General features: G+C 39.6%; 18 protein-coding genes and 1 tRNA gene. 1 reads left to right on the top strand and 18 read right to left on the bottom strand.

All coding sequences use genetic code 11. The features are described 5' to 3' along the window. Nucleotides 1–329: 329 nt before the first annotated feature. The 14 genes from ACOB82_RS16165 to rlmE all read right to left on the bottom strand — a co-directional run bounded on the left by ACOB82_RS16165 (nt 330) and on the right by rlmE (nt 12,596). Entirely contained in the window at nt 330–863 is a 534-nt protein-coding gene (locus ACOB82_RS16165; RefSeq protein ID WP_448214024.1) for a hypothetical protein, read from the bottom strand. Next, entirely contained in the window at nt 860–1,291 is a 432-nt protein-coding gene (locus ACOB82_RS16170; protein ID WP_448214025.1) for a hypothetical protein, read from the bottom strand. The genes ACOB82_RS16165 and ACOB82_RS16170 overlap by 4 nt, the downstream gene beginning before the upstream one ends. Nucleotides 1,292–1,749: 458 nt before the next feature. Then, nucleotides 1,750–2,964 carry a tyrosine-type recombinase/integrase gene (locus ACOB82_RS16175; RefSeq protein WP_448214026.1) on the bottom strand — a complete coding sequence of 405 codons (1,215 nt, stop codon included), beginning with the start codon at nt 2,962–2,964 and terminating at the stop codon, nt 1,750–1,752. Nucleotides 2,965–3,296: 332 nt separating this feature from the next. Further along, entirely contained in the window at nt 3,297–3,920 is a 624-nt protein-coding gene (locus ACOB82_RS16180; RefSeq protein ID WP_448214027.1) for a replication initiation factor domain-containing protein, read from the bottom strand. A gap of 134 nt (nt 3,921–4,054) precedes the next feature. Further along, the gene (locus ACOB82_RS16185) at nt 4,055–4,255 is read right to left on the bottom strand and encodes a helix-turn-helix transcriptional regulator (RefSeq protein WP_448214028.1); all 201 of its coding nucleotides are present in this window, start codon (nt 4,253–4,255) and stop codon (nt 4,055–4,057) included. A 74-nt stretch (nt 4,256–4,329) separates the two neighbouring features. After that, nucleotides 4,330–4,875, bottom strand: coding sequence for a hypothetical protein (locus ACOB82_RS16190; protein ID WP_448214029.1), 546 nt, complete (start codon nt 4,873–4,875; stop codon nt 4,330–4,332). Nucleotides 4,876–4,879: 4 nt separating this feature from the next. Further along, on the bottom strand, nt 4,880–6,127 hold the full coding sequence (locus ACOB82_RS16195; protein ID WP_448214030.1) for an integrase domain-containing protein: 1,248 nt from the start codon (nt 6,125–6,127) through the stop codon (nt 4,880–4,882). Between the two features lie 166 nt (nt 6,128–6,293). After that, nucleotides 6,294–6,378 (bottom strand) — tRNA-Leu (locus tag ACOB82_RS16200). A gap of 74 nt (nt 6,379–6,452) precedes the next feature. Beyond that, on the bottom strand, nt 6,453–6,833 hold the full coding sequence (gene secG, locus ACOB82_RS16205; protein ID WP_448214079.1) for a preprotein translocase subunit SecG: 381 nt from the start codon (nt 6,831–6,833) through the stop codon (nt 6,453–6,455). Nucleotides 6,834–6,837: 4 nt separating this feature from the next. Beyond that, on the bottom strand, nt 6,838–7,611 hold the full coding sequence (gene tpiA, locus ACOB82_RS16210) for a triose-phosphate isomerase (RefSeq protein ID WP_448214031.1): 774 nt from the start codon (nt 7,609–7,611) through the stop codon (nt 6,838–6,840). A gap of 101 nt (nt 7,612–7,712) precedes the next feature. Continuing rightward, nucleotides 7,713–9,050 carry a phosphoglucosamine mutase gene (glmM, locus tag ACOB82_RS16215; protein ID WP_448214032.1) on the bottom strand — a complete coding sequence of 446 codons (1,338 nt, stop codon included), beginning with the start codon at nt 9,048–9,050 and terminating at the stop codon, nt 7,713–7,715. Next, a complete protein-coding gene (folP, locus tag ACOB82_RS16220; protein ID WP_448214033.1) occupies nt 9,050–9,904 on the bottom strand; it encodes a dihydropteroate synthase in 855 nt (284 codons plus the stop codon). The genes glmM and folP overlap by 1 nt, the downstream gene beginning before the upstream one ends. Before the next feature lie 65 nt (nt 9,905–9,969). Beyond that, on the bottom strand, nt 9,970–11,910 hold the full coding sequence (gene ftsH, locus ACOB82_RS16225; RefSeq protein ID WP_448214034.1) for an ATP-dependent zinc metalloprotease FtsH: 1,941 nt from the start codon (nt 11,908–11,910) through the stop codon (nt 9,970–9,972). Nucleotides 11,911–11,966: 56 nt separating this feature from the next. Next, nucleotides 11,967–12,596, bottom strand: coding sequence for a 23S rRNA (uridine(2552)-2'-O)-methyltransferase RlmE (gene rlmE / locus ACOB82_RS16230; RefSeq protein ID WP_448214035.1), 630 nt, complete (start codon nt 12,594–12,596; stop codon nt 11,967–11,969). Between the two features lie 128 nt (nt 12,597–12,724). Between rlmE and yhbY the strand changes: the two genes are divergently transcribed. Continuing rightward, nucleotides 12,725–13,018, top strand: coding sequence for a ribosome assembly RNA-binding protein YhbY (gene yhbY, locus ACOB82_RS16235; protein WP_448214036.1), 294 nt, complete (start codon nt 12,725–12,727; stop codon nt 13,016–13,018). 66 nt (nt 13,019–13,084) lie between these two features. On the opposite strand, the gene ACOB82_RS16240 is transcribed toward yhbY, so the two are convergent. The 4 genes from ACOB82_RS16240 to carA all read right to left on the bottom strand — a co-directional run bounded on the left by ACOB82_RS16240 (nt 13,085) and on the right by carA (nt 19,147). After that, the gene (locus ACOB82_RS16240; protein ID WP_448214037.1) at nt 13,085–14,005 is read right to left on the bottom strand and encodes a hypothetical protein; all 921 of its coding nucleotides are present in this window, start codon (nt 14,003–14,005) and stop codon (nt 13,085–13,087) included. A gap of 106 nt (nt 14,006–14,111) precedes the next feature. Further along, the gene (gene greA, locus ACOB82_RS16245; protein ID WP_448214038.1) at nt 14,112–14,588 is read right to left on the bottom strand and encodes a transcription elongation factor GreA; all 477 of its coding nucleotides are present in this window, start codon (nt 14,586–14,588) and stop codon (nt 14,112–14,114) included. Between the two features lie 192 nt (nt 14,589–14,780). After that, complete coding sequence (gene carB, locus ACOB82_RS16250; RefSeq protein ID WP_448214039.1) at nt 14,781–17,999, bottom strand: carbamoyl-phosphate synthase large subunit; 3,219 nt, start codon at nt 17,997–17,999, stop codon at nt 14,781–14,783. A 20-nt stretch (nt 18,000–18,019) separates the two neighbouring features. Further along, nucleotides 18,020–19,147 carry a glutamine-hydrolyzing carbamoyl-phosphate synthase small subunit gene (carA, locus tag ACOB82_RS16255; protein ID WP_448214040.1) on the bottom strand — a complete coding sequence of 376 codons (1,128 nt, stop codon included), beginning with the start codon at nt 19,145–19,147 and terminating at the stop codon, nt 18,020–18,022. Nucleotides 19,148–19,324 lie beyond the last annotated feature (177 nt).

Raw genomic sequence — 19,324 nt, forward strand, 5'->3', positions numbered from 1 at the left:
CTTTCAGCAGCTTCTCTACATAACGGGCTTGGCTATCCGTTAAGTTTTCTAACTCGGTTATCAGCTTTGTAAATTGTGCTGGGATCATGAGTAAACCCTCGTTAACTGTATCTACATACAGTATAGCGACAATTTACGGGAACATAGCCTTAATAATTTGTTCTTTTAGTTCTAACTAGCTCTTGTCTGTTAATATCGTTATAGGCATACCAGCGTCAGTTCTCGGTAGCATGTTTGATTTTTGGCTAAACCAAATATATCTTGTTGCTATGCCGTTTGCTTTTCAAACAAAGTTCAACAGACCCTGGGGCATTTAAAATACGACAACTTCAGTTTTTTTGGTGAAATGATTCAGATATGAAAATGTTTTGTATCACGTTGTCATTACAAAGAATTGCATACCCTTTTTTGATTTTTGGATAAATTTTTGAATCATCAACTGTACTGAATGACCAAATAGTCCAAGTAGGCTGAATGTTAGAAGCAAAATCCAACCAAGCATCATTTAAAAAGCCGAATGGTAACCTAGATACCGCCTCTAACGGATCATATACCATTTCATCTTTTTCAATTTGTTCAATAGTAAGCTGGTTAATTAAATCTTTTGATTTAACAGAAAATGGCTCTGCTTCTGGCAATTTTTTCAATATGTCCCTAATATGAAAAGTAGTGACTACTGGCCAAAATAATGTAAGAACGGCAAACATTAGAGAGCTAAATAAGCATTCAACTAATTGTTCAGATAAATACTTATCCTTACTAAGCTTTGGTAAGCCACGTGATTTAGGTTCTCGCCCAAAATACCAAATCGTAGTCATGATATAAGCAAAGCCTACTGTTAGATAAGTCAATAGATAACTCATGATTCTATATACCTTTCGTTTTGCTCTATAAAAGTATTAGTTACCTTTCCTTTTCTAACTTCTAACACTATATACCTTTCAGGCTCGCTACCACATGCGCTAAAAAGGTTAAAAGAACCTAGATTGCCATCAGGTAAGTTAAGTCTCCCAGAATACCAGTGCGCGAAAACTCGTTCAGAAAAACCAGGGAATATATCTTCCAAAATTATGCTTTGGTTATCATTACCAATTTTAGAGTTAACCTCGATTAGATAAAGTCTATCATCAATAATTTCCCAATGGCCGATATAGCCACGCCATAATGCTGTTAAATGCGATATGAATGGACGCGACTTTTTTGCGAGAATAAAATAATCTTCAAGCGGACAAGCCTCTAGCGAACGCTCTTTGCCTTGATATGTAATCGTTTCCGAATATTGAATGGTCATTACTTTCCTTGTAAGTAGCAAAAATAACTAGTCGATTTCTAGTAGGTAGGAACAATTTAGAAGATTTACTATCCATTCCTATCAGTGACAGTTCTTATAACCCCCAAATTACATTGCAAGTTTAATACTAGTCTAGTTTGCAAACTTCAAATTCTTTGCAATCAAACTAATATTAATCATTCTAGCTAACTTCATGTTGTAGTTGAACAATTTTTCTAGCTCGAACAAAATTCGATACACATTTTGCTTAAAAATATAAATTATTATCTTTGCAGCTTACGTAAGTTTTATACGAATCAGCTTATAAATTAATAGCAACTAAGACCATTGCTTGAAACAACTTCCCTAAATAAAGCCTATTTATAGAATACTCCTAAATATAATTTTCTTTAAAATCTGCAATCTATTGTTTTAAAACAAGAAAGCGACATTGATAAAGTCGCTTAATCTTAGTACTGTCATACTGCAAATAATTTGGATAAACCATGTTGTAATAAATAGTTTTGCCAAAGCTCAATCGCTTTTTTACATTGCTCGTTAGCGTAAGTTTGGATATAAGCTTGATCTAATTGCTTTAGCTTTTGATTTAAAAGTATTTCCCCTATTACATAGTCTACGCCCAGTTCCCCCCACATAGTTCTAGCAAGTTTTCTTAAATCATGGGCGCTCCACTGCCCTTTTGATACTTTAAGCACTATTTGTGAGCCATACTGTGCTGTAATAGGCCTTTTTGAATCTCTTTTCTGTGGAAACAGCCAAGTACTACGGCGATTACCAACTCTGGTTTTTCGATAGCTAGTTAGCAATGAACTTACTAATGGTGTGATCGGTAACTGATGAGCATGATGCGTCTTAGTATGCTCTGTAGGTATTCGCCACACGTTACGTTTAAAGTCAAAATCCTGCCATCTAGCACTAGTTGTTTCTCCAATTCTTGTTCCATAAATTAGCATCAATAAAACAAGCAGTTGATTTGCTAACGACTCATTTTTGATTTGATGTAGTACTTTAGGCAGCGAAATATTAGAAAGGCGCGTTGCTCTTGGTTTTATTCTTGCCGATATAAACTCCGAGAATTGATGGTTAATTAACGGGTTTTTACTGATTAAACCAACGTTTTTAGCAAGCTTAAACGAACGCTTTAACACCTGAAATATTTGTCTTACGGTTGATAATTTTAACTCTTGCTGCAAAGGCCATAGCAATAAAGTATCCAACCTACTGCGGTCTATATCATCAATTAACACATTTCCTAGTTTTGGAATTAGATGATTATTAATGGCCGTGACACCCGCTTTAACCGTATGTGGCGATAATGACTGGTCATGTAAAAGCCTATCTCGATACCAGGTAAGCACATTATTTACAGACGACATTGACTGCCCTCTTGTTAATGATGAAATACCTTGCATATTTGAAATACTAAGCTGCTCAAGCGCAATCATCAGCATTTTATGTGCAGTAGTGGTAGAGACATCAGGGTAAACATCCAGCTTGCGCCATAGCATTTGGCCGTTTATCCGCTTTGCTAAATGAAACGTGCCGTGCTCTCTATTTTGGTGATAGCGAAATATTAACGGGCTTACCTCATCAGTCAGTTGAAATACATTAGTGTGGCTTTTATATTTCGCTATCGACCTATCAGATATTTTAGTTCTAACTGTTCTCTTCATAGCTCACTACCTTGTAGCTTGCTCAGTAAGACTTCGTTAAAGTCATCCTGATTTAGATAACTAGGTATCTTAGCTTTTGAAAACTCTCCCGGTCTTGCGATTAAAGCCAATGTTCTATCTGGCGAGCCTGTTCTGCTGTTAAGGTCGCTTAAACATTTTCCCCACTGGATTTTCAATGCATTTAAAGACTTTACATAGCTAGATGCATATAGTTGATTCATCTCACGTTTTATCGAGCGAGGCTTAACACCTTTAAGTATTTTTTTAAGTGCTTTCGGGTAAGCTCCGACAAAGTACTCATCAGGCTTTATAAGTGCTTCAAGCTCAAGAAGTTATCCAGTTTTTCGATATAAGCTCACTTCATGTCTTAACCAGCTAGCATCATCATCTAATTTAAGTTGTCTAGCCTTGTCATATAATTGAAATTGCTTACACGAACCGCGTGTACCAATTCTGATACTTTTAGCACCAGCTTTATCAAATTTTTCTCTAATTGGTTTCTTGCCTGCTAAACCACTAAACTTCCCTGAAGTGTAATCTCGATTAACTTGTCTAAAGCCGTACTTTTCTGAAAAATCATCAACAGCAATATCAATCTCAATTAACTGGCCTTTAAATTTTTTGGCAAATTCATATAAAAATATAAATTTATCAGGATAAGAATTAACGTAGTTACAGCCTTTACCTGTCAACTCCAATTGCACGTTACCTGACTGACCTTGCCACTTAATTGCACCAACTACATCTTGTGTTGCGTCTTGAGCAATCAATTTAAAACCTTTTTCGAAGTATCTTAAATTTGGTTTTCTAGATGATTTAACGAGACCTATATTTTTGAGCTGCTCTTTAAGCAAAATAACTAACACTGAATCAGTTATAGAGTCATTTGGTTCAAACTGAATTTTTATTAAATCAATTAATGACTTTTGTTCTTTAGAAGTAACCTTATTTGTCATTATTAAATACCTCTTCAGCAGTGCCATTAACTATCTGTTTTATTAGTATTTTTATTAATACTCTGTGTTGATTAATGATCTTATTGTTATCAATAGCTGACAATTCGAATGATAGTTTGTGAAGCCTAATCATATTATTTAGCCTCCTGAGAACGGCTGTTTGCAACTTGTTGCTCTAACCAATTTTCAATTTCTGTAGATAACCAACCAACAGCGCGCGCTCCTAAACGAACACTCTTAGGAAAATCATCATTTGCCATTTTTAAGTAAATTGTGCTTCGGCTAAGGCCTGTTAAGTTTTTGACTTCTGGAAGTCTTAGAATGGTAAAAGCCATACTGATCCCTTATTGGACGATTTAAAGTATGGCTAAGGTAAGTACTAGATCCGACAAATAAGCTTATTTGTCGGTTATGTGTCGGATATTTCTTTCTTGGCTCTTCTTAAAGCCGCACCTAAAGCATCCTTAGATACTACTTTCAATTTTTCACCTTCATAGTAAGAGAACTTAAAATTATTACTTGTAGGCACTCCATTACACTCTTCTACTTCAAAACAATCAGCAAAATCATATATTTGATTGCGAGCTTTCTGAATTTCTTTACTGACGTCCGACAATGATAAATCTGGCTTTTCAGAAAGCAGTCGTGATAAAGCCTCTGGTAACAGTGCTTTGGGTCTAATACGAGATTTTTTATTAAGAACAAGATCATCATCTATTCGACGGCTAAGTTGTTTAATTTGCTCCAACTTTTTCTTAAAAGGTTTTATTGCAGAAATCTTTGTCTCTTCATATTCAAAGTTCCGCAATTCTATTCCTCTTATAGTTTCTAGCAATTCTGATTCTAAGCAAATCAGCTCGAAGTATTTCGATTGTTTATCTTCGATCGAATCTGCAACATCATCAAATTCAGGAATAACCCAATCGAGTACACTTTGTTCTTCGTCATATCCCATAAAGTTAATTACCTACCTTTTGAAATGGGAATATATTTGAAGGATTATCTAATGGTGTACCAGCCGCTTTATTAATAAATTCTGACCACCATTCCATTACTGGCCGCCTTCTTTCGAGGTATTCGGCTCGGTTGTATGCTCTTCTAACTTCATTCTTATCGACATGGGCTAAAGCCGACTCGATAACGTCACCATCAAAGCCATATTCATTTAGTGCTGTACTAGCAATTGAGCGCATACCATGTGCCACTAATCTATTTTTAAAACCCATTCGCTTTAATGCCATATTCGCAGTTTGCGAATTACTTGGCTCATTATGTTTTCTATCAGCAGGGAATATATGCTCTCTATGACCGCTATGAGGATGCATAATTTCAAGTAATTTCAATGCAGAATCAGTCAAAGGAACTGTGTGTTCTTTTTTCATCTTCATACGTTCAGCAGGAACTAGCCATAACTTATTTTCAAAATCTACTTCTGACCATTTAGCCCCAGCAGCTTCGCTAGGCCTTACCATTGTATGTAGTTGCCACTCTATTAGGCATCGAGTTGTGATTTTAATACTCGCATAAGAAAGCGCAGTCATTAGTTCAGGTAACTCTTCTGGGCGAATTGTTGCCATATTTTTACTTTTAGGCGTTTCAAAAGCAGCTTTAATACCTGCCAACGGGTTGCTAAAGATCACACCAGTATTGACAGCGAAAGTCATTATCTCATTTAAATAGCCAATAACCTTATCAGTTGTTTCAAGAGAGCCTTTAGCCGCCAATGGTTTTAATACATTTATTGTTTCTGGCGCATTAATTTGATCAATTGGCTTATGAGCTAGTTTGGGAAAAACATGGTTCTCAAAGTTACGCCAAATTGCTCTAGCAGTAACTTCTGCAACTTTTGTTTTTTTAATATCAAACCAAGTTTCAGCAACGCTCTTAAGTGTAGAAGTTAAAGCTTTTAGCTTTTCACGCTCTTGCTCATCTCTTTTATCTTTTGGATCTATATTGTTAGCGATAAGCTCTCTTGCCTCAGCTTTTCGTTTACGAGCTTCAGCCAGTGAAACGTCAGGATAGCTCCCTAAACTAAGTGATGTGCGCTTTTTGGTATAAGGCTTTAAATAATCTAACAACCATTGCTTTGAGCCACTAGGCATAATTCTAAGTTGCAGCCCTTCACCGTCTGAAAGTTTATATACCTTTTCTTTTGGTTTAGCTTGCTTAACCTGTGTATTAGTAAGTGGGTTAACTGTTTTAGCCATTTTATGTAGTACAGATTTTCATTAAGTTAAACTGTACTACATACTGTACTACTAAAAATAACGGATGTCACTGAACCCAATTGGACAACATTAGACATAAAAAAACCGGAAAACCTTGTTTCTATTAGGCTTTCCGGTCTTTATCGGTTCTTAATGAACCTTGTGTTGGTGCGGATGGCGGGACTTGAACCCGCACGCCGTGAAGCACCACCCCCTCAAGATGGCGTGTCTACCAATTCCACCACATCCGCATTTTTGAAACTTACTTAACTAAGATGCTCACTAACTGTTGAGGATAATTAGTGACTTAGTTTTAAGCGAACCCTTAATTAGGTACGTCGCTTGAAGTGTTGTTGTCATCTGAAGCTGGCACATCAGCATTTTCAGATTTAGGTTCAGCACTTTCAACAGCATCTGCAGGAATTTGTTGCTCAACAGGTGTTGCTAAGTTGTTCCACTCGTCAGTAGCTTTAACGCGGTTTGCCGTTAAGTTACCTAAAATCAGGCTGATTGCGAAGAATGCTACCGCTAACCAAGTAGTAGAGCGGGTCATAAAATTACCCGAACCGCTTGAACCGAAAATAGTTGCAGAAGAGCCTGCACCAAATGACGCACCCATGTCTGCGCCTTTACCTTGTTGAATTAACACTAAACCAATTAAGCAAAGTGCCACAATTAGGTAGATGACGATTAAAATTTCATACAACATATTAGTTATTTCCTTTTGCGGCTGAACAAATTACTTTGAATTCTTCAACCTTTAAACTTGCACCGCCAATCAACCCACCGTCGATATCAGCTTGTGCAAACAATTCTTCGCAATTACTAGCGTTAACACTGCCACCATATAAAATCGGTGTTTTGTTAGCAACAGTTTCGTTGTTGTTCGCTAAAAATTTTCTAATATTTTCATGGGTTTCCTGCGCCATTTGTGGCGATGCAGTTTTCCCAGTACCTATTGCCCAAACTGGCTCATAGGCAATCACAATGTGACTAAAACGCTCAATACCAACTTCATCGATAACTGGTTGAAGTTGTGAAGCAAGTACGACATCAGTTTGACCTGTTGCTCGCTCTTCTTCACTTTCACCAATACAAAGAATTGGCACTAAACCAGCATCAACTGCTGCTTTTACCTTATGCGCTACTTGCGTGCTAGTTTCTTTGAATATCGCTCGTCGCTCAGAATGACCTACAATCACGTATTGAACATTACAGGCTTGCAACATACTGGTAGAAATTTCGCCGGTATATGCGCCTTGCTCAAACTCACTGACATTCTGTGCACCAACACTGATGTGTGCTGACACTTTTTCGTGTTCAAAAGCGTCGCTCAGTGCGGCTAAAAAAGGGGCACTAGGACAAACAACCACACTAACATCGTTAGCTAATGATAATTCTGATAACCCTTGACTCATTTCAGTAATAAGACCAAAGCTACCGTTCATTTTCCAATTAGCTGCAACAATTGATTGTCTATTCATATCGTCTTCCCAATTTAGAGCGGCGAGATATTAACTAACCTGCCGCCAAGATACAAGTATTTCCAGTGATAATCTGATTCAGTTGGCGATATTTCGAGCTATTAACAAGCAAGCTTTACCGCATCAGCAATTTCATTCGCAAGGCTGGTTACCTCATCAAGCTCAGGTCCTTCTACCATGACACGAATAAGCGGCTCAGTACCTGATTTACGTAACAGCACACGGCCTTTACCAACGAGTTCATTATTCACTTTATCAACAGCAACTTGCACTGCTGGAGCTGTTAATGGATCGGTCTGCCCTTCGAAACGTACATTAACCAAAATCTGAGGTAATTTAGTCATGCCTTGGCGTAGGTCAAATAATGACTTTTCCGTGCGACAAATTGCCGTTAGCACATTAAGTGCCGCGATAATACCATCACCGGTCGAAGTGTGGTTTAGGTTAATAATATGGCCTGAATTTTCAGCACCTAATTGCCAGCCCTTCTCTAACAGTAACTCCATCACATATCTGTCACCCACTTTACTGCGAGCAAATGGAATATCTAATTCTGCCAACGCTAATTCTAAGCCCATATTACTCATCAGCGTACCGACAACCCCCCCAGTTAAATTACCAGCGGCTAAGTCACTTCGAGCAATTACATAAACAATTTCATCACCGTCAACTACTGCACCGGTGTGATCAACCATCATTAAGCGATCGCCGTCACCGTCTAGCGCAATACCAAGGTCTGCTTGGTGTTCAACAACTGCCGCTTGAACTTGCGCCATGGAAGTGGCACCACATTGATCGTTGATGTTAGTACCATTTGGGCTAGTACCAATCGAAATTACCTCAGCGCCAAGTTCTTTAAAAACATTCGGCGCAATGTGATAAGTTGCGCCATGGGCACAATCCACCACAATTTTCATGCCCGAAAGTGATAACTGGCTCGGGAAATTACTTTTACAAAATTCAATATAACGCCCTGCCGCATCTTCAATACGATTGGCTTTACCAAGCTTGTCTGATTCAACGCAAATCATCGGCTCATCTATTGCCGCTTCAATGGCTAATTCAACAGCATCAGGCAACTTTTCACCTTGTTGAGAAAAAAACTTAATACCGTTGTCGTAATATGGGTTGTGAGAAGCACTTATCACTATGCCCGCTTCGGCACGAAAGGTTTTGGTTAAATAAGCAATGCCAGGTGTTGGCATTGGCCCAAGTAAACCGATATTGACACCCGCGGCAGAAAAGCCAGCCTCTAAGGCAGATTCAAGCATATAACCTGAAATTCGAGTATCTTTGCCGATAAGTACTTTCTTTGTCCCTTTTGCTGCTAGCACTTTTCCTGCAGCATAGCCTAATTGCATGACAAAGTCTGGGCTAATTGGGGCTTTACCCACTAAACCTCTAACGCCATCTGTACCAAAATATTTTCTTGCTGACATTATATTCCCCTAGTCAGTTCTGGCTGCATTGCAGCTTGTAATACGGTTAATGCATCCACGGTTGCTTTAACATCGTGAACACGAATAATTTTTGCCCCTTTTTGCGCGCTGATCATTGCCGCGGCTAAACTTCCCGCCAAGCGCTGTTCAACATCGGCGTTAAGTAAATTACCAATCATAGATTTTCGAGACATACCAACGAGTAACGGTAAGTTCATTGAGTTGAATTCATCTAATCGATTTAGTAGCTGATAATTTTGCTCTAAGGTTTTACCAAAGCCAAAACCTGGATCAACTAAAATACGCTCGCGAGCAATGCCATAAGATTCACATTCGTCGATGCGCTGTTCGATAAACGCAATGACATCATTAACGACATCATCATATTGTGGGTTATGTTGCATAGTTCTAGGCAGGCCTTGCATATGCATCAAACAAATAGGAATATTACTTTCGGCGACAGCTTCAATACAACCAGCATTTTGAAGCGCTCTAACATCATTAATAATACCGGCACCAGCTTTAATACTTTCCGCCATTACTTGCGCTTTGCTGGTATCAACGGAAACAATGGTATCAAACCTTTGCTTAATAGCTTCAACAATTGGTACTACGCGATCAAGCTCTTGCTGTAGCTCAACGGCCTGCGCTCCTGGCCTAGTGGACTCGCCACCAATATCAATAATGGCTGCGCCTTGGGTAATCATAGCTTCCACTTGCGCTAAAGCAGCAGAGTTAGAATTGAATTTACCGCCGTCAGAGAAAGAGTCTGGTGTAATATTTAATATGCCCATCACTTGTGGCGATTCAAGTGATAATTCTTTATCACCACATTGCAAAGTTGTTTTGATCATTAATTTAATTCGACTGTTAAAATAAAGCCCCGATATACGGGGCTAAATAATCATTAAATACTTAACTATTCTGCTGGAATATCTGAAGGTTTATCAATATTTGGTGATTTTGTTTCAGTTGTCACCTCATCAGATACTTTAGAGCCTGACTGTGGTTTGGCACCAGTGTCTGAGTCATCATAACTCGCTGGCGGACGCACAGTTCTACGTGCCATTAGATCATCAATTTGATTAGCATCAATAGTTTCGTAGTGCATTAACGCATCTTTCATCGCGTGCAAGATATCCATGTTATCTTTTAATATCTTTTCAGCACGTTGATAATTACGATTAACAAACGCTTTGATTTCATCATCAATATCTTTTGCTGTTTCATCTGACATATGCAGTGATTTTGCTGATGTACGACCTAAGAATACTTCACCTTCTTCTTCAGCAAATAACATAGGACCCATTTTTTCAGATAAGCCCCATTGGGTAACCATTTTACGAGCAAGGTTTGTTGCGCGTTCAATATCATTTGACGCACCAGTTGATACTTTATCAGGACCGTAAATGATTTCTTCAGCAATACGACCACCATATAAAGATGAAATATTACTTTCTAAATGCTGCTTACTGTGACTGAATCTGTCTTGCTCAGGCAAGTACATAGTCACACCTAAAGCACGACCACGAGGAATAATACTTACCTTGTAAACCGGATCATGCTCTGGCACTAAACGACCAACAATAGCGTGACCTGCTTCATGGTAAGCTGTCATTTCTTTTTCTTCTTCAGACATCACCATAGATTTACGCTCTGCGCCCATCAAGATTTTGTCTTTCGCTTTTTCAAACTCTTCCATCGATACTAAGCGACGTGAACCACGAGCAGCAAAAAGTGCCGCTTCGTTTACCAAGTTTGCTAAATCAGCGCCTGAAAAACCTGGCGTACCACGGGCAATTACTGACGCTTTAACATCATCACCTAACGGCACTTTACGCATGTGGACTTTTAAGATTTGTTCACGACCACGAATATCGGGTAGACCTACAGTAACCTGACGGTCAAAACGGCCTGGGCGTAATAACGCAGGGTCTAATACATCTGGGCGGTTAGTTGCAGCAATAACAATAACTCCTTCATTACCTTCGAAACCGTCCATTTCAACAAGCATTTGGTTTAGTGTTTGCTCACGCTCATCGTGACCACCACCAAGACCAGCACCACGTTGGCGACCTACAGCGTCAATTTCGTCGATAAAGATAATACAGGGAGCAGATTTTTTCGCTTGCTCGAACATATCCCGAACACGTGAAGCACCGACACCAACAAACATTTCAACAAAATCTGAACCAGAAATACTAAAGAATGGTACTTTTGCTTCACCAGCAATTGCTTTTGCTAACAATGTTTTACCTGTACCTGGCTGACCAACCATCAAAATACCTGATGGAATACGACCACCTAATTTTTGGAATTTAGTTGGATCACGTAAGTAGTCAACTAACTCTGCTACTTCTTCTTTGGCTTCATCACAACCAGCAACATCAGCAAAGGTAGTTTTGATCTGATCTTCACTTAACAGACGCGCTTTAGATTTACCAAATGACATTGCGCCCTTGCCGCCACCGCCTTGCATTTGACGCATGAAGAAAATCCATACACCAATTAGCAGTAACATAGGGAACCAAGAGATAAAAATAGAGGTTAAGATGCTTGGCTCTTCAGGTAACTGACCTTTAGCACGTACACCTTGTTTAACTAAATCATTAATTAAGTCACTGTCGTAACCACCAGGGATCACAGTAACAAATTGCTCACCACTGCGCTTGGTGCCTTGTACAACACCGTTGCGATCAACAGTCGCATCACGAACTTGCCCCTGTCTTACATCTTGAATAAAACGGGTGTAGTCCATTTGTTGTTCATTGCCACTACCCGGTGAAAATGACTGAAATACAGACATCAACACAACGGCAATGACCAACCATAAAATAAGATTTTTTGCCATATCGCTCAACTTAACAACCTCTTGCTGTTTCTACTAATGGTGCGACCATACTGTTTTTTAATTTACTACAATTTGAAGCCAGTAGCTACTAGATATACTTCTCTTGATCGAGCTCTTGATGAATCCGGTTTACGAGTTTTCACTACGTTAAACACCGCTTTTACCTCTTTCATAAACTGATCAAAGCCCTCTCCCTGAAATACTTTGACCACAAAAGCACCATTTTTCTTCAATACTTGATGACACATATCTAATGCTAGCTCGACCAAATACATGCTTCGCGCTGCATCAGCGGCGTCATTACCGGTAAAGTTAGCGGCCATGTCAGACATCACGACATCAATATTTTTGCCATCAATACGCGCTAGTAAAGCGTCTAGCACAGCTTCTTCTCTAAAGTCGCCCTGTAAAAAATCAACGCCTGCAATAGGGTCCATCGCGAGAATATCACACGCAACCACCATACCTTTATCGCCAACCTGCTTCACCGCATACTCTGACCAACCGCCAGGGGCAGCACCAAGATCTACGACTTTCATGCCAGGTTTGATCAACTTATCTTTAATGTTGATCTCTTCTAACTTAAACACGGCACGCGAACGTAAACCCAGTTTCTGTGCTTTTTTTACATATTCATCGTCAAAGTGCTCATCCAGCCAACGTTTGCTGCTTGCACTGTGCTTTTTTTTACTCACCCAGTTACCTTTAAATTTGATGTGATTTTGTGCAGATATCTTGCTAAAACCAAAGGGAAGACATAGTAATACAACTTAGATAAGGGTAAAATAACCAAATTCAAGCTAACTTGTAACGAAAATTGTTAATGAGTCTAAATAAAAAACAACTTCAACACTTAAAAGGTCTGGCACATTCATTAAAGCCAGTCGTACTTTTAGGTAGCAATGGTCTAACCGAAGCAGTAGTCGCAGAAATTGATTTTGCTTTAAGTCACCATGAATTAATCAAGGTTAAAATCCCAACTGACGATCGTGAAACCAAAGCATTGATTGTCGATGCTATTTGCCGAGAAACGCAAGCTGAAAAAGTACAAGTGATCGGTAAAACCTTAATTATTTACCGTCAATCTGAAGATAAGAAAATTCAGTTACCTAAGTAATAATAAAAGGTATTCAACAAAAGTAATCTGCAAGCTACCAAGGGCAAATTCAATGCCTTAGGTAGCTTATTTATTGGCGGTTTTCAAAGCCAAGTCCTTTGTTTTATTTGACATACATATAGCGTTTGAACCATAGTTTGCTACAGCCTGTTTAGTTTCTGCTGTCAACAATGGATTATCCAAATAAATTAACTGCCGCTGAGGAATTTTAGCGGCGGCAATTACCCCCGAGGTAACTGGGTGGTTATTGAAAAACTGCTCGAATGTCCCGTCAGCAATCGCTTTATTTAAACCATACTCAATACGGTCGGCAATTCGTGGATTTTGTTTACTGACAAAAAAGAAAAATGGCGAGTCGTAATAAAATAAAAATCGCTGCTCTATTGCTAATTCCGAGTGTTGTTTCGCTTCGGTGATCGCTTCATGTAATGCCCTTGGGTAATAATCAAAACGATGCTTAGTTAACATAGGTAGTAAAGAAAATTGATCGACTGACGTTGCCACTTGAAAGTGGTTGTAACGCAATATTTCGGTATCTGGCCACATAGCGCCTTGACCAGCAACCAATTGTGATAATGCTTTTTCGTCAGCAAGCGCACTAAACCTTGCTTGATCGGCTTTATTGATCAAGGCAATACGACAACCTCCGAGCCCTTTTAGTAAAGGAATGCGGATCGGAATTAATTTTTGCTCGCGTTCTTTTGATGTCATGGTCCACATCAAATTGATTAACTTTTCACGACGAGCTAATTCCACCATATGATCTTGACTTACGCCTGCGCTAACGAGGTTTAGCTCATATTCTCCATATTGATCTTTGGATATTTCTAGAACTAGCTCAAGTAAATCCTGATAATACTTATCATAGGTTAATTGGATGCGTTCTGGTTTATACCAAGAGTAATTTATAATGTCTTTAGCATAGCCATTTGCTAAGCCATTAAACGTAATAGCCGCATAGCACACTAACAAAAAGAATTTATTCAATTGGCACCAAAGTCAATCTATTGGACGACTTATTCAGTTTACAATAATTTAACAATAAAAAAAGCACTCTTTAATGAGTGCTTTTTCGTTAATAATTCAATAGTCGTTAGATATGCTCAACCGAAATAATTTCGTATTCAACAATACCTGCTGGTGTTTTTATTTCTACTTCTGAGTCAACAGTTTTACCAATTAAGCCACGAGCAATTGGCGAGTTAACAGAAATACGGTTATTTTTGATATCCGCTTCGTCATCACCAACAATGCGGTACGTGACTTCTTCGTCTGTTTCGATATTTAACAAGCCAACCGTAACACCGAAAATCACTTTACCAGTATTTGGAATTTTTGTGACATCAATAATTTGAGCGTTACTTAATTTACCTTCAATATCCTGAATACGACCTTCACAAAAGCCTTGCTGTTCACGAGCAGCATGGTATTCAGCGTTTTCTTTTAAATCACCGTGTTCGCGCGCTTCAGCAATTGCTTCAACGATTTGTGGACGACGTACTGTTTTTAATTCATTAAGTTCAGCACGCAGTGCTTCCGCACCCTGTATTGTCATCGGAAATTGATTCATTATCTTTGATTTTCCTACTAAATTTATTCTTTCTAACAAAAAATAAAGGTGGTCGAGCCACCTTTATTAAAATCTATTTCATCGGTATTGGTTTAAGCATAACAAAACTGTCATGATTCGCCAAAGTTTCGTTTAGTATCTATGATAGCTTTTACTAATAGTCCACTAAACGAAACCGAATTACTTCAACTTTTACTTACAACGTTGGTGTAACTCTTGAATTGACGTTACCGTGTTACGGTCATCAGCAGCATGAGCCTGACACGCAGCAAACGCAGCGTTTAACGTTGTGGTGTATGCCACTTTATAACGCAATGCTCCACCACGTAACACTTTTGAATCTTCAATCGCTTTACGACCTTCAGTAGTGTTAATGATGTAGCTGTACTCTTCGTTCTTAATTCTATCAAGAATATGTGGACGACCTTCATGTACCTTGTTCACTAAGCGACATGGTACACCAGCTTCACCTAATACCACTGCGGTGCCGTGTGTTGCATCAAGTTCATAACCTAATTCAACTAATTGGCGAGCAAGTTCCACCACGCGCGCTTTATCACTGTTACGAACAGAGATTAATGCGCGACCAGATTTAGGAACAGAGACACCTGCACCTAAGTTAGCTTTAGCGTAAGCTTCTTCAAACGTTGCGCCAACACCCATAACTTCACCTGTTGAGCGCATTTCTGGGCCAACAAGTGGGTCACTACCGTGGAACTTGTTAAATGGAATAACCACTTCTTTTACTGAGAAGTAATCAGGAATAACTTCTTCAGTCACACCTAGCTCAGCTAAGGTTTTACCTGACATTACCAAAGCGCCAATTTTTGCTAACGGTACCGATGTCGCTTTTGATACGAATGGTACAGTACGTGCTGCACGTGGGTTAACTTCGATTAAGTAAACTTTACCGTCTTTAACCGCCATTTGCGTATTCATTAAACCGATTACACCAAGCTCGAATGCAAGATCTGTTACTTGCTTGCGCATCACGTCTTGTACTTCTTGGCTTAAACTGTATGCAGGTAATGAACATGCTGAGTCACCCGAGTGAACACCGGCTTGTTCAATATGTTGCATAATACCGCCAACAACTACTGAAGTACCATCACACACTACGTCGATATCCACTTCAATTGCATCATCTAGGAAGTGATCAAGCAATACCGGCGCTTCGTTTGATACGCTTACTGCTTCGTTCATGTAGCGACGTAAGTCTGCTTCGTCGTAAACGATTTCCATTGCACGACCACCTAATACATAAGATGGACGAACAACTAATGGGAAGCCAATTTCTTTCGATTTAGCAACCGCTTCGTCAAGCGAAGTAACGGTAGCATTTTCAGGCTGTAATAAACCTAAACGCTCAACTGCTTGCTGGAAACGCTCGCGGTCTTCGGCACGGTCAATGGCATCTGGCGAGGTACCAATAATTGGAACACCAGCTGCTTCTAATGCACGCGCTAATTTAAGTGGAGTTTGACCACCGTATTGAACGATAACACCTTTAGGCTGTTCGATACGGACAATCTCTAATACATCTTCAAAAGTGATTGGCTCGAAGTACAAGCGATCAGATGTGTCGTAATCTGTCGAAACCGTTTCAGGGTTACAGTTAACCATGATAGTTTCATAGCCGTCTTCACGTAGCGCTAACGCTGCGTGTACACAACAGTAATCGAATTCAATACCTTGACCGATACGGTTTGGACCGCCACCTAAGATCATGATTTTGTCTTTGCTAGTCGGATTTGCTTCACACTCTTCATCATAAGTTGAATACATGTAAGCAGTATCTGAGCTAAATTCTGCCGCACAAGTATCAACGCGCTTGTAAACTGGGAAAATATCAGCGGTGTGACGTTTCTTACGAATCTCTGCTTCTGATACACCAATAACATCAGCTAAGCGGGCATCAGCAAAACCTTTACGCTTAAGCTTACGCAAGTATTCCGGCGTTAAACCTGCCATCCCTACTTCGCTAACGTTTTGCTCTTCTTTAACGATATCTTCAATTTGTACTAAGAACCAACGGTCAATTTTTGTCGCATTAAATACTTCATCAATTGATAAGCCTAAACGGAAAGCATCAGCAACATACCAAATGCGATCAGCACCAGCTTCTTGAAGCTCATGCATAATTTGCGTTTTAGCACCCGGTTGAGTGACATCAACTTTCGGGTCAAAACCATTAGCACCTACTTCTAAACCACGTAATGCTTTTTGCATTGATTCTTGTTGGTTACGGCCAATAGCCATCACTTCACCAACTGACTTCATTTGCGTGGTTAATCTGTCTTCAGAGCCAGCAAATTTTTCAAAGTTAAAGCGAGGAATTTTCGTTACTACGTAATCGATAGTCGGTTCGAATGATGCTGGTGTTGCGCCACCAGTAATATCATTTGATAATTCATCCAGCGTGTAACCAACCGCTAATTTCGCTGCTACTTTCGCAATTGGGAAACCTGTTGCTTTTGACGCTAGCGCCGATGAACGTGATACACGAGGGTTCATCTCAATGATCACCATACGGCCATCTTTTGGATTAACACCAAACTGTACGTTTGAACCACCCGTTTCAACACCAATTTCACGTAATACCGCAAGTGATGCATTACGCATTAATTGATATTCTTTATCAGTTAATGTTTGCGCTGGTGCAACCGTGATTGAGTCACCAGTGTGAATCCCCATAGGGTCGAAGTTTTCGATTGAACAGATGATGATACAGTTGTCGTTTTTGTCACGAACCACTTCCATCTCATATTCTTTCCAACCAATTAAAGATTCATCAATAAGAAGTTCGTTGGTTGGTGATAAATCTAAACCACGATTACAAATGGTCTCAAATTCTTCTTGGTTGTAAGCGATACCCCCACCAGTGCCACCCATAGTAAATGATGGGCGAATAATACACGGGAAACCAATGCGTTTAGCAGTTTCGCGAGCTTCATCCATTGAGTGAACAATTTCTGCGCGCGGACATTCTAAACCAATGTTTTTCATCGCTTGGTCGAAACGCTCACGGTTTTCAGCTTTATCAATTGCATCCGCAGTAGCGCCAATCATTTCCACGCCAAACTCTGCTAATACACCATTAGCTTCAAGCTCAAGGGCGCAGTTTAATGCGGTTTGACCACCCATAGTCGGAAGCACCGCATCAGGGCGCTCTTTTTCAATAATTTTGCGAACAACTTCCCAGTGAATTGGTTCGATGTACGTGGCATCGGCCATTTCAGGATCTGTCATAATGGTGGCAGGGTTAGAGTTAACTAAGATAACTCGGTAACCTTCTTCACGTAACGCTTTACACGCTTGTGCGCCTGAATAGTCAAACTCACAAGCTTGACCGATAACAATAGGACCAGCACCTAAGATTAAGATACTTTTTATGTCGGTACGTTTTGGCATCGTATTCTTCTCTCCTAATCTTATTGACGTGCTTTAATTAAATCGATGAAATGGTCAAACAGCGGTGCCGCATCATGTGGACCAGGGCTTGCTTCTGGGTGACCTTGAAAACTAAATGCCGCTTTATCCGTGCGGTGAATACCTTGAATTGAACCATCAAATAAAGACTTGTGCGTTACTTTTAAGTTTTCAGGCATATTATCTTCGTCAACCGCGAACCCGTGGTTTTGAGCAGTAATCATTACTACATTGCGGTCGTAATCTTTAACCGGATGGTTACCACCGTGATGACCAAATTTCATTTTGATGGTTTTTGCACCACTGGCTAAGCCAAGTAATTGATGGCCTAAACAAATACCAAAAACAGGAATATCGGTAGTTAAAAATTCTTTAATCGCACTAATGGCATAGTCACACGGCTCAGGGTCTCCTGGGCCATTTGATAAGAAGATACCATCAGGGTTCATTGCAAGCACTTCACTTGCTGGTGTTTGTGCTGGTACAACCGTTAACTTACAGCCACGGTCAACTAACATACGTAAAATATTGTGTTTCGCGCCAAAATCGTACGCTACCACATGAAAGTCTAACTTTTCTGGAGAAACATGACCTTCGCCAAGTTTCCAGCTACCTTCGGTCCAAGTGTAGCTTTCTTTGGTTGATACAACTTTAGCTAAATCCATGCCTTTAAGACCTGGAAAGCCTTTTGCTTCTGCCAGTGCCTTAGCTTCATCTAAGTTGTCACCGGCAATAATACAACCGTTCTGCGCGCCTTTTTCACGAAGGATACGCGTTAATTTGCGAGTATCAATATCAGCAATACCTAAAATATTGTTGCGTACCAAATACTCACTTAAGCTTTCTTCATTTCTAAAATTACTTGCTAACAATGGCAAGTCACGAATTACCAGGCCTTTTGCCCATATCGTACTAGACTCTTCATCTTCAGAGTTTGTTCCAGTGTTACCAATATGTGGGTAAGTGAGGGTAATAATTTGTTCTGCGTAGGAAGGATCTGTAAGAATTTCTTGATAGCCGGTCATTGAAGTATTGAATACTACTTCACCAACAGCCAGCCCTTCTGCACCAATGGCGGTGCCGTTAAATATAGTGCCGTCTTCTAGCACCAAAATGGCAGATTTAGTCAATTTAGCCTCCGAAAAGAAGAAAGTAAACCTAATAAAAAACAGCGAATTATCGTTGATTTATTAAGCGCGAAAATTGTTCATTAATCCGTCTTTTGGCTTGCAAAATGCAAATTTTTGACAAATTCCGCGCATTTTACGGGAAAACTTAAGTCTCGTCCAGTAAAAACCACAAAAACT

This window comes from Colwellia sp. MEBiC06753 (genome assembly GCF_053470325.1).

Coding starts and splice junctions, on each gene's coding strand:
- ACOB82_RS16170 (WP_448214025.1), bottom strand. CDS start 1,291: ATGACCATTCAATATTCGGAAACGATTACATATCAAGGCAAAGAGCGT.
- tpiA (WP_448214031.1), bottom strand. CDS start 7,611: ATGAATAGACAATCAATTGTTGCAGCTAATTGGAAAATGAACGGTAGC.
- ACOB82_RS16165 (WP_448214024.1), bottom strand. CDS start 863: ATGAGTTATCTATTGACTTATCTAACAGTAGGCTTTGCTTATATCATG.
- greA (WP_448214038.1), bottom strand. CDS start 14,588: ATGAATCAATTTCCGATGACAATACAGGGTGCGGAAGCACTGCGTGCT.
- ACOB82_RS16190 (WP_448214029.1), bottom strand. CDS start 4,875: ATGGGATATGACGAAGAACAAAGTGTACTCGATTGGGTTATTCCTGAA.
- ACOB82_RS16195 (WP_448214030.1), bottom strand. CDS start 6,127: ATGGCTAAAACAGTTAACCCACTTACTAATACACAGGTTAAGCAAGCT.
- yhbY (WP_448214036.1), top strand. CDS start 12,725: ATGAGTCTAAATAAAAAACAACTTCAACACTTAAAAGGTCTGGCACAT.
- folP (WP_448214033.1), bottom strand. CDS start 9,904: ATGATCAAAACAACTTTGCAATGTGGTGATAAAGAATTATCACTTGAA.
- glmM (WP_448214032.1), bottom strand. CDS start 9,050: ATGTCAGCAAGAAAATATTTTGGTACAGATGGCGTTAGAGGTTTAGTG.
- ACOB82_RS16180 (WP_448214027.1), bottom strand. CDS start 3,920: ATGACAAATAAGGTTACTTCTAAAGAACAAAAGTCATTAATTGATTTA.
- ACOB82_RS16185 (WP_448214028.1), bottom strand. CDS start 4,255: ATGGCTTTTACCATTCTAAGACTTCCAGAAGTCAAAAACTTAACAGGC.
- carB (WP_448214039.1), bottom strand. CDS start 17,999: ATGCCAAAACGTACCGACATAAAAAGTATCTTAATCTTAGGTGCTGGT.
- ACOB82_RS16175 (WP_448214026.1), bottom strand. CDS start 2,964: ATGAAGAGAACAGTTAGAACTAAAATATCTGATAGGTCGATAGCGAAA.